Source organism: Kitasatospora sp. NBC_01539 (assembly GCF_045040525.1).
In the GTDB taxonomy this organism is placed as follows: Bacteria; Actinomycetota; Actinomycetes; order Streptomycetales; family Streptomycetaceae; genus Kitasatospora.
Window position 1 is genome coordinate 542383 of sequence record NZ_CP109390.1, and the last position, 13526, is coordinate 555908.

A 13526-nucleotide genomic window follows, 5' to 3' on the forward strand; every position below is an offset into this window, starting at 1 on the left:
AGCGGTGCCCGATCAGTGCGTCGGTTCGCGGAGTCCGAGCATGTCGAGGAGCAGTCGGCAGTCGTCGCCCTGGTGCGCGTGGGCGGCGACCACCGCTCGGGCCCGCTCGGCCGTCGAACCCTCGAGAGCCCGGTCGGTCGGTTCGATGGTGTCGGCACGTGTGGACAGGTCGTGGTTCTTTCCCGGCATGTCGGTCGCCTTCCTCTCCTCGACTCCTCGACGGATACGGTTCCGCACCTGCCCCGGGTCCGCGACACCACACCTGCGCGCAGCGGTCGGTCCGCCGTGGACGCCGGAGGTCGGGGCGCGGCACGGTACCCCACCCGCCGGGGCGCGGAAGGAATTCCCGGGAATCCGACACCGGACACCCGTCCACCACCTAGCGTGACCACTCGATGGCCACGCGTAACGGCGTGCCCGGTTCGGCGTTGGGAGAAGCTCCTCCATGGCTAGCGTGTTTCAGCAGCTCAAGATCCAGAACATGTTCGCCGCGTTCGACGCGGACGGCGACGGCTACCTGCGGAGGGACGACTTCGAGGCCCTCGTGGACCGCTGGAGCCGCCTGCCGGGGGTCGAGCAGGGCACGGAGTTGCGCGCCCGCGTCGAGACGGTCCTCATGGGCTGGTGGAGCGGCCTGCTGGAGGTGGCCGACGCGAACAACGACGGCAGGGTCAGCAGGAGCGAACTCCTCACCCTCGTCGACCGGCTCCCCGGCATGCGCGAGGCCGTCGCGGCGACCGCCGACACCATCTTCGACGCGGTGGACGGCAACGGGGACGGCCGCATCTCCCGCACCGAGCACCGCCGCCTCGTCGAGACGTGGCACGGGCAGGACGTCGAGGTCGAGGAGGTCTTCGACCTCCTCGACCTCGACGGGGACGGCCACCTCAGCCGACCCGAATTCGCCGCCCTGTGGTGCCAGTTCTGGATCAGCGACGACCCGTCGGAGCCCGGAAACCTGATGTGCGGAAAGATCCCGCACCAGTGACCGGGCACCGGGCTGCACCGTCGGCAACGCGGCGAGCGCCGCCGGTACCGCTGCCACCGGACACGTCCTCCCACGCACCCCACACACCACGGCCCGGTTCACGGCCGCCCGGGGCGGCACCTGCACGCCCGCCAGGGCGCGACGGAACCGGCATCGGCCGGACCACCCCGCATCCCGTGCACCCCTCCGACCCGCCTCAGCACCGCAGTCGACGATCCAGCGCCCGCCGGGCGCATGGGGGCCGGGATGCCGGGGAGGCGCTGCCTCACACCCCGACAACGAGGAGGAAGTTGTGAGCAGCGGCATGTGGGACTACCAGAACGCCTCCGGCTACACCCCCGGCAGCAACCTCGCCGGGTACCGGGTCGAGGCCACGGACGGCCACATCGGCAAGATCGACAAGCACTCGGAGGACGTCAGCTCCTCCTACGTCGTCGTCGACACCGGCCCCTGGATCTTCGGCAAGCACGTGCTGCTCCCGGCGGGCACCATCACCCGGGTCGACACCGCGGAGGAGACGGTGTGGGTCGACCGTTCCAAGGAGGAGATCAAGAACTCGCCGGAGTTCGACCCCGACAAGCACGCCGGCGACGCCGGCTACCACGACGAGCTCGGCAGCTACTACGGCGACCCCCGGCTGTGAACCCGGACCACTGCAGTCCCTGACCTTCGGAGAACCGGCCCCGCACCCCTGAACACCGGGTGCGGGGCCGACACGCCGAGACGCCGGACCGTACGGTCGGCGGGCCGCCACCGTGCCGGTGGCGGCCCGCTCGCGTTCGGCGTCCGGTGCTGCGAGCCGGTGACCTCCGGCAGCCGGACCCCGGCCGGGATCTGGGATGCTTCCCGGGGCTGGGCGTAGGCTGCGGGGCGGCAGGGTGATGCGGGCGGGGAGCGATCGGAAAGGCCATCGAATGACGGCAGCAGGCCCGGAGAGCGGGCCGTGGTCCACCGCTTTCGACGGCGGTCCCGGAACCCCCACACGGGCGCGGGAGGGAGCCGCCGTGTTCCTGGCCGCCCTCGCCGCACAGAACCCGCCCACGCACGCCGGTGGGTTCGACCGGGCCCTGCTCGTCGTCTCGGAACTCGTCACCAACGCCGTTCGCCACGCCCCCGGCCCCCTCGGGCTCACCCTCGCACTGGATCCCGGCGCTCGGCAGGACGGAATCCGGATCACCGTGCGCGACACCAGTCCGGTGCTGCCCCAGCCCCGTGTCCCCGACCTCCTCGGAGGAACCGGCGGCTTCGGCTGGTCGACGATCATCCAACCCCTGGCCACCAGCCTGCACATCCGCCCGTACCAGGACGGCAAGGAGATCGAAGCCCTCATCCCCTGGTAGCGCGCCCTGCCCACCGGCCGGGCCCGTGCCCGCCTGGCGCTGCGTCCACAGGCGGCAGTCGGCAGGTGCGACCCCGAACGGGGGCAGCGGGCACCCGGGTTCGTACGGGCGAACGCACACGGGATCCTCCGCGTACCCACTCGAAGGGTCGACCGACGTCAGCCCGCCGGATCCTGCGGCTCGGTGGCGGCCACGTCACGGTCCACGGGAAAGATCCCCCCGACACCGGTGATCCTCAGGAGCTCCTCGACCTGCGGGCAGGGGCGGGCCAGGTGCAGGGCGGTGCCCTGCCGTCCGGCTTCCGTACGGCTCTTCAGCAGGACGTTGAGCCCGGAGGAGTCGCAGAAGGTCACGGCGGCGAGGTCGACCACGATCACGGCCGGGGCGGGCCGTACCGCCAGAGCCGTCGTCAATGCGGCACGCAGTCGAGGAGCGCCGTCCAGATCGATTTCGCCGGCACACCCGACGACCGGCCCCGTGGCGGACTGCCGGACAGTGGCGGTGAAAACGGGATCCACGCTGATCGTCCACTCCCTCGGGCCGGCCCGGTGGCGGGCACGCCCACACTCTGGTGTTCCAGCGGCAGGCCGCTGTCGAAGCCGGTCGGAAGCCGCGGTCCGAGTCTAGTCGGCCGCCAAGGCGCCAAGGACGTGTTCGGCCCCGAACACCGCGCGCGACGCCGGCCCGCCCGTACGCCCGTACGCCCGTACGCCTGTACGCCTGTACGCCTGTACGCCCCGGCAGGCAGGCAGGCAGGCAGGCGATCGATGTCCTGGCCCGGGTGGCCCGTACCTGCGACCCGGCACGGTCCCGGCGCGAGTCGGAGGGTGTGACCGGAGCGACCGCGGGCAGGCGGACGGTACGCATCCGGTTGAGATGGAGGTATCCGATGAACCTCGCCATGCTCCTGCTCGTCGGGTCGCTGGTGCTGGCAGCCGTCATCGCCGCCACCGGCCCCGGCCACGCCAGGCACCGCACCCGGGCCACGCCCACGCACGCACGCTCTGCCGGCCGCCGCGCGCGCCACCGGCTGAACTGACGTCACGACCACCGGCGGAATCGCGGCCCCCGGCGCCATCACCCTGCCGGGTGCCGTGATTCGCCTTTGGATGCGCCCAGGTGACAGGGCATCGGGCCGCCTGCTCCCCGACGCCTCGTCGGCTGCGGCTTCCGGCCGACGGGGTCGCAGGTGAGGAGCACGGGTGTCGGCAGTGTCGGGAGCGTTCCGTGTCCGGCCGGGTTCCTCACGGTGCCGGAGCGTCCTGCTCGCCGTCCCGACGATCCGTCGGCGCCCGCACGAGCCCGCACGGGGGCGCCGGTCAGTCGGCCAGCAGGCCGGTGCGCAGGTGCTTGAGGATGCGGGTGAGGATGCGGGAGACCTGCATCTGGGAGACGCCGAGCTGCTCGCCGATCTGGCTCTGGGTCATCTCGGCGCCGAAGCGCATCGAGAGCACGGCACGGTCGCGCTCCGGCAGGGCGGCGACGAGGGGCTTGAGGGTCTCCAGGTGGAGCACCGCCTCGAAGCCCTTCTCCTCGACCGCGTGGCGGGCGCCGAGGACGGCGGCGGGCTCCTCCCCGTCGGTGGGGATGTCGAGGGACTGCGCCGCGTAGGCGTTGGAGGCCTTCATGCCCTCGATCACCTCGCGCTCCTCCAGGTCGAGGTGCGCGGCGAGTTCGGCGGGGGTGGGCCGGCGGTCGAGCAGCTGCTCCAGCTCGTCGGAGGCCCTGGCCAGGGCCAGGCGGAGTTCCTGCATGCCGCGGGGCACGTGCACCATCCAGGAGGTGTCGCGGAAGAACCGCTTCATCTCGCCGATGATCGTGGGCAGGGCGAAGGTGGTGAACTCGACCTCACGGGCGGGGTCGAACCGGTCGATCGCCTTGATCAGACCGATCGTGCCGACCTGGAGGATGTCCTCCATCGGCTCGCTGCGACTCGCGAAGCGCCGCGCGGCGAACCGCACCAGCGTCGCGTTGAGCTCGACCAGCGTGCCCCGCACGTACGAGTACTCACTGCTCCCCTCCTCCAGCGAACCCAGCCGCACCAGCAGGTCCCGCGACAACTCCTTCGCATCCGCCGGCGCCACCGCACCCGGGGCCTCGATCCGCGCCGCCGGGGAGCACTCGTCGAGGTCTGCGAGCTGAAGATCCGGTGCCGTGCCCTGCAGGACTGCCATGCTCATCGTCTCCTCAGCTCGTGGACGCGGCGGGTGCCGTGCCCGACCGCCCGCTGCCCCTGATCCCTCCCGCCATGCGCCCGTCCCGAAAAGTCGTCCGGTATCAGACGATATGTCGCCTCGAAAGGCCGGCGGCCCGGACCCCGAGGTACGGGGTCCGGGCCGAGCGCCGTGCCGACGGAACCTGACGTCAGAGGCGGGGGTCCATCGTCGGGTCGCCGTGGTGGCCGCCGACCTGCGCGTGGTGGCCGCTGTCGCCGGTGTGCCTGTCGGGGTCGAACTCCGGGGCGTTCTCGTAGTCCCCCGCGCCACTCATGACTTCTTCTCGCTGCCGGTGTCCGGTGCATCGGCTCTCCCCGTCCTCCACTTCCATGCGCCCTCGTCCACGATCGGCCCGACTGACGGAACGTCGCTCCGACGACGGCCGTCGGACCCGCGGCCCGACGTACGGCATGCGCATGGGTGTCCGGGAGCGGGGCACACGGCTGCTCGTCACCATCGCCGAACGAAGGGATCCACCGTGCTTCCCCTGGTACTCGTCCTCCTGCTGGCTCTGATCCTCTTCGGCGCGGGCTTCGCCCTCAAGGCCCTGTGGTGGGTGGCGGTCATCGTCCTGGTCGTCTGGCTGCTCGGCTTCGTCGCCCGCGGCACCCACTCCTCCGGCAGCCGCCACCGCTGGTACCGCTGGTGACCTGACCCCGCACCGCCCGGCGGCCGGCACCACGCTGCGCCCCGGCACACCGCCCCGCACCCCCGGTCGCCGAAGAGCGCCGGGCACCGTGCGGGGCGTTCTGCGTGCGGGACCGGCCGCCCGGAGGCCGGGCGGTACGTGCCGACGCCCGCTCGGCGCCGGCCGGTTCCACGGCGCCGTCGTCGCGTCCCGCGGCCGAAGCGGGGCAGATGCACCAGCGGCTCGTAGCGGGCCCGGAGGAGGAAGGGCGGTACACGGCATGAAGCCGTCGAGGTTGCGGGTACTGAGCACACTGGCATCCGACGGAGCCAGGCGCTATTTCCTGGTCCCGGACGACGTGGCCCCGAACCGCTCGGTCCCGGACGACCTGGCCCCGAACGATCCGGCCCCCGCTGCCGCGCCTGCGGCGCCCGCGGCCGGGACCCTCCCCGCGCAGAGTCGGAGCGCCCGCCCCGGCGAGGGATCCTGGCAGGGGGCGGTGCCGTGGTTCTCGGCCGGACTGCGGCTGTCCCTGGGTGCGCTGCTGGGCTGGTTCCTGTTCCGGCAACTGGTGAGGCTGGAGCAGGTGCTGACACTGACGGTGCTGGCGGCCTTCATCGCGGTCAGCCTGGAACCCGTGGTGGGGATCCTGATACGCCGCCGGTTGCGCCGGGGCTGGGCGGTGGCCGTGGTGCTCGGCGTTTTCTGCATGCTGGTCGGGGGCTTTCTCGCCCTGTTCATCCCGCCGTTGAGCCGGGAGGTCACCGTACTGGCGGATGCGGTGCCGGTCTGGCTCCAGCAGGTGCACGACCACCAGTCCACCCTCGGACGGATCGAGGACCACTACCACGTGGTCGACCGGGCGAAGCAGGCACTCGGCTCGGGCGGGGGCGTCGTCGGCGGCATGCTGGGCGCGGGCCGGCTCGTGCTCGACACGGTCACCTCGCTGGTCGTCGTGGTCACCCTGACGCTGTACTTCATGGCCGGTCTGCCGGCGACCAAGGAGTTCTGCTACCGGTTCGTCGTCGGCACCCGGCGCGACCGTGCCCGGGAGCTCACCGAGGAGATCCTCTCCCGGACCGGCCGCTACATGCTGGGAAACCTCTTCACGTCGGCCGTCGCCGGCCTGGCCACCTTCGTGTGGTGCGCAGTGGTCGGAGTGCCGTACGCCGCCGCGCTGGGGGCGTTCGTCGCTCTCATGGACCTGGTGCCCGTCGTCGGCTCCACCGTCGCCGGGATCGTCGTCAGCCTGGTGGCGCTGGCCGTCTCGTGGCCGGTCGCCGTCGCCACCGCCACGTTCTACATCGGGTTCCGCGTGCTGGAGGACTACCTGATCATGCCGCGCACCATGCAGTACGCAGTCGACGTGCACCCTTTCGTCACGGTCCTCGCCGTCCTGGCCGGCGGAGTGCTCCTGGGCATCATCGGCGCCCTCGTCGCGGTGCCGGTCGCAGTCGCCGTGGGCCTGGCACTGGACGAGTTCGTCTTCCCCCGCCTGGACACCCGCTGAGGCCGTCGGCAGCCGGTCCCGGCCCGCACCGCGCGGAAGCCCCCGTTCCTTCCGCACGCCGGCGGCGTACTGCGGAACACGCACCGCACACCGCGGAACGCCGGCACCGGCACCGGCACCGGCACCGGGTGATTCATCCGGCCCTCGCGGGCAGACGCCCGTCATGAACCCCCCGTCACCCCGCAAGCGACACCGCCTGACCGGCCGCGGGACCGGCCGCGACACGGTCCGGCCCGGGCCGGACGCGCAGATGGAGGAGGACGCGCCGGACGCACCGGGCGACCTGCCCCGCCGATCCTGGTCGACGGTGCTGCGCCGCACCGGCACCGAGTTCCTCGACGACGAGCTGACCGACCGGGCCGCCGCCCTGACGTACTACGGCGTGCTGGCGATCTTCCCCGCACTGCTCGTCCTGGTCTCCGCGCTCGGTGTGGTCGGCCGCTCGGCGACCGACGCCGCCCTGGACAACCTGCAGAAGCTCACTCCGGGCCCGGCCCGCGACATCCTGAGCGACGCCGTCGACCAACTGCAGGACAACGGCGGCACGAGCACCGTCCTGCTGGTCATCGGCCTGGCGGGCGCCCTGTGGTCCGCTTCCGGCTACGTGGCGGCGTTCATCCGCTCCGCGAACGCCGTGTACGACATCCGCGAGGGCCGACCGGCATGGAAGGTCACACCGCTGCGCCTGGGGCTGACGCTGCTGCTCCTGCTTCTCCTGGCAGCGAGCGCGCTGATCGTCGTCTTCACCGGCCCCCTCGCCGACCGCGCGGGCAGGACCCTGGGTGTCGGGGACACCGGCCTCACCGTGTGGGCGGTCGTCAAGTGGCCCGTCCTGGTCGTCCTCGTCACCCTGATGGTCTCCCTGCTCTACTGGGCGGCCCCCAACGTCCGTGGCCGCGGCTTCCGGTGGATCTCCCCCGGCGGCCTGCTCGCCGTCCTGCTCTGGACGGCCGCGTCCGCGGGCTTCGCCCTGTACGTCGCCAGCTTCGCTTCCTACAACAAGACCTACGGCACCCTGGCCGGCGTCATCGTCTTCCTCGTCTGGCTGTGGATCTCCAACCTGGCGATCCTCCTCGGCCTGGAGTTCGACGCCGAACTCGCCCGCGAGCGCGCCACCCGCGGCGGCCTGCCCGAGGGCGAGGAACCCTATGTCCAGCCCCGGGACACCCGTACCTGGCCCGACACCTGGCCCGACGACGAACCGGACGGCACGGGCGAGCCGGGGAACACGACACCGCCGGAGGAGTCCCGCCGGCCGAACCGCACGGAAGCGCCCTGAACGAGACCTACGCGTCGGGGGGAAAGCCGGCGCCGGGCTCGGCGGCAGCCACCGGGCGGACGGCCGGGAGTCCTCGGCCGGTACACCGACCGGTACACAGCACCGGTAGACCGCACCGGGTGCATCGCAGCGGCGTCCGCCCCTGTCGGCCCGGCCGTCAGTCGAACAGGCCCGCGCCCTCGCCGCGTGAGGCACGGATCAGGACGTCGGCCAGCTCGACCGGGGCGGAGAGGTTCGGGAGGTGGCCGGTCGCCATCTCGAAGAAGGTGACACCGGGTTCCGCCAGCTTGGCGAACCTGGGGTCACCGGTGGCGTGCAGGGCCCTGGCAACCTCCAGGCTGAGGCCGTTCTCCAGGCAGAACACGCCGGTGGTGGGCAGCGTGCGCCACGCGCCGGTCAGTTCGATCCGATCGCTGAGGGTCCTGGCCGGCTGGGGCCTGGCCAGGCGGCGATACCGCTGCGACTCCGCCGCCGGCAGGCCGGCGACCTCGGCGGGCACCGGCACCAGACCGGCCTCGTCGGCGGCCCCGAGGCCGGCGCCCACGAGAGCGGTCCGCACCGACTCCCCGTCCTCCGGGGTACCGGTGTCGACCAGCACCACCCGGTCGACCAGGCCGGCCCGCCGGTCGGCGGCGGCCAGCCCGGGGAAAATCCCGTAACTGTGCGCCACCAGCACCACCCCCGGCCCCTCCGCGTCCAACCGGGCCACCACCTCCGCGGTGTGGTCCGCCAGCCCGATGCCGCCGGCCTCCCCGCCGACACCCTCGCCCAACCCCGGCAGCGTCACCGGCACCGCCCGGTGCCCGCGCGCGGTCAGCTCGGCGGCCACCGCCTCCCAGGCCCAACCGCCCATGAACAGACCGGGGACCAGCAGAAACGTCGTCATCGTCGACCTCTCCCGTCGTATCGCCGCGCTCGCGACTGCGGCGCCTGCGGTCGAACCGTAGGACCTCCCCCGAGGGGAGATTCCAGCCCGGCGGGTCCGTCCGGACGAGGCCGCCCGTGGCGGGTCGGCACCGGCCCCGGCACCGGTCCGGCTCTGGGCGCAACGACACCGGCGACCACTCCGCACCGCGGTCTCGGTCCGCGGTGCGGCGCGTCGGTCGCTGCGCACACGTCGCCCCACGCCCCACCTGCAGCGTCCGGGCCGGTCGGCGGTCCGCTCCGGCGGGTCAGCCGGCCTTCGGCTCCCGCGGCTCTCCGCCGCCCTGCTGCCCGGCGCCGGGACCACCGGTCTCGTCCTGGTCCCTCCGCGCCTGCTCGATGTGTTCGTCGTTCTTCTCGTCGGGCTCGTCCTTGAGGTCGGACAGGTCGCGGGACTTCCTGTGGGCGCGCTCGCGGTCGAACTCCCGGTCGACGTCGTTCACCGTGCTGCCTCCCTGCCGTGTCGCCGGCCCTGCCGCTTCTGTCCGCGACGGCCGGACATACCCTCTCCCCGTCCGATTCCCCCGACGGGTCACACCGCGAGGAGGTCGGTGAGGTCGTCGGCGTGTTCCTCCTCCTCCTCGAGGATGGACTCGATCAGGCGCCGCGTCGTGGGGTCGTGGTCGCCCAGCCAGCGGGCGATCTCCTGGTAGGTGGAGATGACGATGCGCTCGGCCAGCAGGTTGTGCTCCAGCATGGCCTTGAGGTCCTTCTCGTCCGGCGCGGTGTAGTCGGTGTGGGCGCGCCCGGCAAGGGTGGCGGGGTCGAAGTCCGGTTCCCCGCCGAGCTGGGCGATCCGCTCGGCCGCGCGCAGGGCGTGCTGCATCTCCTCGGCGGCGTGCTCGGTGAACTCCGCCGCCACCTGGGCACGGTCGATGCCCGTAGCTGAGATGGCGTGCCGCGTGTAGCCCAGCCAACACACCACCTCGGTGGCGACCACGTCGTTCAGGACGGCCGCCACCTTGTGCGCGTCGAGGCCGTAGGTGTTCGTCACGGCCCCTTCGGCCATCTTCTGCCGAGCCTCGTCCCGGACCCGGCTCACGTCGATGACGAAGTCGTCGCCTGCCACGGTGCGCTCCCAACGCTGGAGAAGGAGGACGGTCCGGGCACGTCTCCCCCGCCACCCCGCACTCGACACGGGCCGGTGCCCGATGCCACCGGTTCGCAGTAGCGCGGCGAAGCCCGTTCGGTCCGCTCCGGAGAGGCGCGCCCCGAGGCTGCCGTCGGCGTCCGTACGGGTGGCGGCGGAGCGGACGCGTGCGGGCCGCTCGGAGCTCAGAGCCGCTCCTCCATGCGGATCGCCTCCCGGAGCGCCCGGTGCGCCTCCCCCTCGGGGCCTTCGTTCTGTTCGAGGAGGGCTGCGGCGATCGCGTCGAGCTTGCGCTGGACGGCATGCTCGGCACGGCGCTCGGCGTTCTTGAGCAGGGCCAGCAGGAGCAGGGTGACGGCCGTCATCGTGTCGCCCGCGAGGATCTGCCACTCCGCCGACAGCCCGGCCGCGTGGGCCGTGACGAAGGCGGCCACCAGTACGACGCAGAATCCGGAGAACACCGGGGAGCTGGTGAGGTTGGAAGCGACTTCGGCAAGCCGCTCGAACCGGCCGCGCGAGCCGTCACTCCGGTCGGCGGGGTGTGAGAGGGTCATGCTCATCTCCCTACCACCTGCCGCCTGCGGGAGCGGCCGACTCGACGCGGCCGGCGCCCCCGGTCCCCGTCTGTCACCGGGTCCGCCCGGCATGTGTCGAGGCCGGTGCGGCACCTGGCCACCAGGGCCGACCGGTCACCGCGACGGGCGAACACCCCGACGTGTCCCCGCCCGATCCCGGCGCCGGCCCCGGTGCTCACGACGGGGCACTCCGTGCGGCTGAATGCGTTCACGGGCCTCGTATGTCCGGCCCGTGACGGGGCAAACGGGCCTGGCGCGCCGCGCCGCGTTCCGACCGGGGCCACCGTAGCGTCGTCGACCGGACCCGTCGACCAGACCCGTCACCCCGGAAAGGGGGAATCCGATGGCACCGGCAGCACTGTTCGACGTCGACGGCACACTCCTCGACACGAACTACCTGCACACCCTGGCCTGGGCGGAGGCCCTCTCCCAGTACGGTCACGCACCTGCGATGGCCCTGATCCACGCCTCGATCGGCATGGGCGGGGACCAGCTCCTCGACCACGTCCTGGGCCCGGACCGCGACCACGCGTCCGACGCCGACATCAGCTCCGCGCACCAGGCCCTGTACGCCCGTTTCTGGCCACGCCTGAGGCCTTTCGACGGCGCGGCGGACCTGCTGCGCGCCGTCGCCGCCCGGGGCTGGACGGTGGTGCTGGCGAGTTCCGCGTCCGCGCGGGACCTCTCGGTCATGCGGCGGGTCCTCGACGCGGACGACGCCGTCTCCGCCGCGACCAGTTCGGACGACGTCGATGCGAGCAAGCCGGCCCCCGATCTCGTGCGTGCCGCACTCGACAGGGCCGACGCAGGTCCCGACGAGGCCGTCTTCGTCGGGGACACCCTGTGGGACGTACAGGCGGCCGCAGCGGCGGGAGTCCCGTGCATCGCCCTCCTGTCCGGTGGTACCGGGGAGCGGGACCTGCGGGCCGCCGGAGCCCTTGAGGTACATGCCGACCCCGCCGCCCTGCTGGCCCACCTGGCGGACAGCGCTCTCGGGCGGCCGTCCGCGACCCCGCGCCGCTGACGGCACCGGGCGGCCGGCACCCGGCTCGTACGGGTGCCGGCCGCCCGGCCGTGCAGTTCGCGCCGGACCGATCAGCCGGTCAGCGCGGGGAGGACGGTGCTGCGGTAGGCGTCGAAGAACGCCTCGTTGTCGGGGCCGATCTGGCCGACGTACACCTCGTCGAACCCGGCCTCCACGTAGGCGCGCAGCGTCGCGATGTGCTGGTCCGCGTCGTTCCCGCAGGTCACGGCCTCGCCGATCATCTCGGGTGTGACGAGTTCGCTCGCCTGTTCGAAGTGCGCCGGGGTGGGGAGGATCTGGGCGAGTTCGCCCGGCAGCAGTTCCGTGGGCCAGAGCCGGTGGACCAGCTCCACGGCCTTGTCCCGGTCGTCGCCCCAGCAGACCTTCACCCCGCCGATGACGGGCCGGGCGGCGCCGCCCGCGGCACGGAACGCGTCGACGAGCCGCCGGTCGGGCGTCATGGTGACGAAACCGTCGCCGATCCGGCCCGCCAGCGCGGCCGCGTTCGGGCCGAACCCGGAGACGTGGATCGGCGGCGGGTCCGCCGGCGTCGTGTAGAGGCGGGCGTTGTCCACGGTGTAGTGGCGGCCGCGGTGGGAGACCTCCTCGCCGGTGAAGAGGGCCCGCATCACCTCCACGGCCTCCTCCAGCATGTCGGCCCGCTCGGCGAAGGAGGGCCAGCGGTCGCCGTGAACGTGCTCGTTGAGAGCCTCGCCGGTTCCGACGCCCAGCGTGAAGCGGCCGTTCAGCAGCACGCCGGAGGTCGCGGCGGCCTGCGCGGTGACGGCCGGGTGCAGTCGCACGGTCGGGCACGTCACGAGGGTGGTCACGGGCAGGTCGACGCTCCGGGAGAGCGCGCCGATCATCGACCAGACGAAGGGGCTGCTGCCCTGCGCGTCGTTCCACGGGTGGTAGTGGTCGGAGATCGCCAGGCGGGTGAATCCGGCGTCCGCGGCTCGCCGGGCCTGGTCGAGCAGTTGGGCGGGAGTGAACTCCTCGCAGGAGAGGAAGTAGCCGAACGCGGCCATGGTCTGGTGTCCTTCCCGGGCCGGTGAGGGGACGGGGTGCAGATCGGCGGGGTCCTGCCGGCTCGCGGGCGGGATCAGCCGTGCCGCATGTCGTCGGGGTCCGCGGGCAGGGGCGGCGCCCCCTCCCCGGTCATCCGGGCCTGCGGCTGCTCGCGTACCGGCGCGTCCGCGGCGCCCGCCGGGCTGTCGCCGGCACCGTCGGCGGGGCCGCCGCCCGGTGCGAGCCGGCCGCGCCACGCGCCGGTCGAACGGCCGCGCTCCTCGATGAAGCCCTTGAACCGTTTGAGGTCTCCCTTGACCTGCCGGTCCGGGACGCCGAGCATGCTGCCGGCCTTCTCGGCCAGGCCGTGCGGCTCGAATTCCATGGCCAGGCTCACCCGCGTGTGGCTGTCGTCCAGGCGTTGGAACGTCACGACGCCCATCTGCCGGACATCACCTCCCACCGTGCGCCAGGCGATCCGCTCGTCGGGGAGCTGGTCGACGATCTCGGTGTCGAACTCGCGGCGGGCACCGGCGACCTTCGTCGTCCAGTGGCAGTGCCGGTCGTCCGTCTGGCGGACCTCCTCCACGCCGTCCATGAAGCTCGGGAAGTCCTCGAACTGCGTCCACTGGTCGTAGACGTTGTGCAGCGGGACATCCACGTCGATGGACTCCTTCACCTTGCTCACCACGGTCTCCTTCCGCTTCGACGGGTCGGGCATTCGTTGCCCACCGCGCGTCTGCCCCTCGGGCGGGACATCCAACCAGGGCATTCCGGCAGGTTCCCGACACCGCGGCATCGTGTCGTCGGCCCGCGGAGCGATCCGGCCCGGGAGCGGCGGCGGTCGGCCGGGGTCTCCTGCCGTCCCGTGCGAGCGTCCGTCCCCCGCGAGCGTCGTCCCCCGCGAGCCCCCTGCCCCCTGCCCCGGGCCCCGGGCCCCGGGC

General features: G+C 72.8%; 17 protein-coding genes and 1 pseudogene. 8 read left to right on the forward strand and 10 right to left on the reverse strand.

Annotation, left to right across the window (positions count from 1 at the left end; genetic code table 11):
* Positions 1 to 12: 12 nt before the first annotated feature.
* A complete protein-coding gene (locus tag OG335_RS02295) occupies positions 13 to 189 on the reverse strand; it encodes a hypothetical protein (RefSeq protein ID WP_405009261.1) in 177 nt (58 codons plus the stop codon).
* 256 nt (positions 190 to 445) lie between these two features.
* Between OG335_RS02295 and OG335_RS02300 the strand changes: the two genes are divergently transcribed.
* From OG335_RS02300 to OG335_RS02310, 3 genes are all read left to right on the forward strand, one after another.
* Positions 446 to 988 carry an EF-hand domain-containing protein gene (locus OG335_RS02300; RefSeq protein ID WP_405009262.1) on the forward strand — a complete coding sequence of 181 codons (543 nt, stop codon included), beginning with the start codon at positions 446 to 448 and terminating at the stop codon, positions 986 to 988.
* A 292-nt stretch (positions 989 to 1280) separates the two neighbouring features.
* Complete coding sequence (locus OG335_RS02305; protein ID WP_405009263.1) at positions 1281 to 1631, forward strand: PRC-barrel domain containing protein; 351 nt, start codon at positions 1281 to 1283, stop codon at positions 1629 to 1631.
* Between the two features lie 361 nt (positions 1632 to 1992).
* Positions 1993 to 2328, forward strand: coding sequence for an ATP-binding protein (locus OG335_RS02310; protein ID WP_405009264.1), 336 nt, complete (start codon positions 1993 to 1995; stop codon positions 2326 to 2328).
* Positions 2329 to 2486: 158 nt separating this feature from the next.
* On the opposite strand, the gene OG335_RS02315 is transcribed toward OG335_RS02310, so the two are convergent.
* Positions 2487 to 2846: an STAS domain-containing protein gene (locus OG335_RS02315; protein WP_405009265.1), complete on the reverse strand. Its 360-nt coding sequence runs from the start codon at positions 2844 to 2846 to the stop codon at positions 2487 to 2489.
* A gap of 371 nt (positions 2847 to 3217) precedes the next feature.
* On the opposite strand from OG335_RS02315, the gene OG335_RS02320 reads away from it, so the two are divergent.
* Complete coding sequence (locus tag OG335_RS02320) at positions 3218 to 3367, forward strand: hypothetical protein (RefSeq protein WP_405009266.1); 150 nt, start codon at positions 3218 to 3220, stop codon at positions 3365 to 3367.
* A 280-nt stretch (positions 3368 to 3647) separates the two neighbouring features.
* Here OG335_RS02320 and OG335_RS02325 read toward each other — a convergent pair whose 3' ends face one another.
* A complete protein-coding gene (locus tag OG335_RS02325) occupies positions 3648 to 4502 on the reverse strand; it encodes a SigB/SigF/SigG family RNA polymerase sigma factor (protein ID WP_405009267.1) in 855 nt (284 codons plus the stop codon).
* A gap of 190 nt (positions 4503 to 4692) precedes the next feature.
* Positions 4693 to 4818 carry a hypothetical protein gene (locus tag OG335_RS02330; RefSeq protein ID WP_405009268.1) on the reverse strand — a complete coding sequence of 42 codons (126 nt, stop codon included), beginning with the start codon at positions 4816 to 4818 and terminating at the stop codon, positions 4693 to 4695.
* Between the two features lie 204 nt (positions 4819 to 5022).
* Between OG335_RS02330 and OG335_RS02335 the strand changes: the two genes are divergently transcribed.
* The 3 genes from OG335_RS02335 to OG335_RS02345 all read left to right on the forward strand — a co-directional run bounded on the left by OG335_RS02335 (position 5023) and on the right by OG335_RS02345 (position 7961).
* Positions 5023 to 5193: a hydrophobic protein gene (locus OG335_RS02335; RefSeq protein WP_405009269.1), complete on the forward strand. Its 171-nt coding sequence runs from the start codon at positions 5023 to 5025 to the stop codon at positions 5191 to 5193.
* A gap of 478 nt (positions 5194 to 5671) precedes the next feature.
* Positions 5672 to 6682, forward strand: coding sequence for an AI-2E family transporter (locus OG335_RS02340; protein WP_405009270.1), 1011 nt, complete (start codon positions 5672 to 5674; stop codon positions 6680 to 6682).
* Between the two features lie 163 nt (positions 6683 to 6845).
* Positions 6846 to 7961 (forward strand): YihY/virulence factor BrkB family protein, encoded by a 1116-nt coding sequence (locus OG335_RS02345; protein ID WP_405009271.1) that lies wholly within the window; start codon positions 6846 to 6848, stop codon positions 7959 to 7961.
* Between the two features lie 157 nt (positions 7962 to 8118).
* Here OG335_RS02345 and OG335_RS02350 read toward each other — a convergent pair whose 3' ends face one another.
* The 4 genes from OG335_RS02350 to OG335_RS02365 all read right to left on the reverse strand — a co-directional run bounded on the left by OG335_RS02350 (position 8119) and on the right by OG335_RS02365 (position 10529).
* Complete coding sequence (locus OG335_RS02350; RefSeq protein WP_405009272.1) at positions 8119 to 8847, reverse strand: alpha/beta fold hydrolase; 729 nt, start codon at positions 8845 to 8847, stop codon at positions 8119 to 8121.
* Positions 8848 to 9133: 286 nt separating this feature from the next.
* Positions 9134 to 9328 carry a hypothetical protein gene (locus tag OG335_RS02355; RefSeq protein WP_405009273.1) on the reverse strand — a complete coding sequence of 65 codons (195 nt, stop codon included), beginning with the start codon at positions 9326 to 9328 and terminating at the stop codon, positions 9134 to 9136.
* Positions 9329 to 9417: 89 nt separating this feature from the next.
* Positions 9418 to 9894: a ferritin-like domain-containing protein gene (locus OG335_RS02360; protein ID WP_405015288.1), complete on the reverse strand. Its 477-nt coding sequence runs from the start codon at positions 9892 to 9894 to the stop codon at positions 9418 to 9420.
* A 266-nt stretch (positions 9895 to 10160) separates the two neighbouring features.
* Positions 10161 to 10529: a low affinity iron permease family protein gene (locus OG335_RS02365; RefSeq protein WP_405009274.1), complete on the reverse strand. Its 369-nt coding sequence runs from the start codon at positions 10527 to 10529 to the stop codon at positions 10161 to 10163.
* Between the two features lie 364 nt (positions 10530 to 10893).
* On the opposite strand from OG335_RS02365, the gene OG335_RS02370 reads away from it, so the two are divergent.
* The gene (locus OG335_RS02370; RefSeq protein WP_405009275.1) at positions 10894 to 11574 is read left to right on the forward strand and encodes an HAD family hydrolase; all 681 of its coding nucleotides are present in this window, start codon (positions 10894 to 10896) and stop codon (positions 11572 to 11574) included.
* Between the two features lie 71 nt (positions 11575 to 11645).
* Here the strand turns inward: OG335_RS02370 and OG335_RS02375 are convergent, their stop codons facing one another.
* Positions 11646 to 12602, reverse strand: coding sequence for a TIGR03557 family F420-dependent LLM class oxidoreductase (locus OG335_RS02375; protein ID WP_405009276.1), 957 nt, complete (start codon positions 12600 to 12602; stop codon positions 11646 to 11648).
* Between the two features lie 212 nt (positions 12603 to 12814).
* Positions 12815 to 13270: pseudogene (locus OG335_RS02380) on the reverse strand (SRPBCC family protein); the annotation flags it as partial.
* Positions 13271 to 13526: the final 256 nt, after the last annotated feature.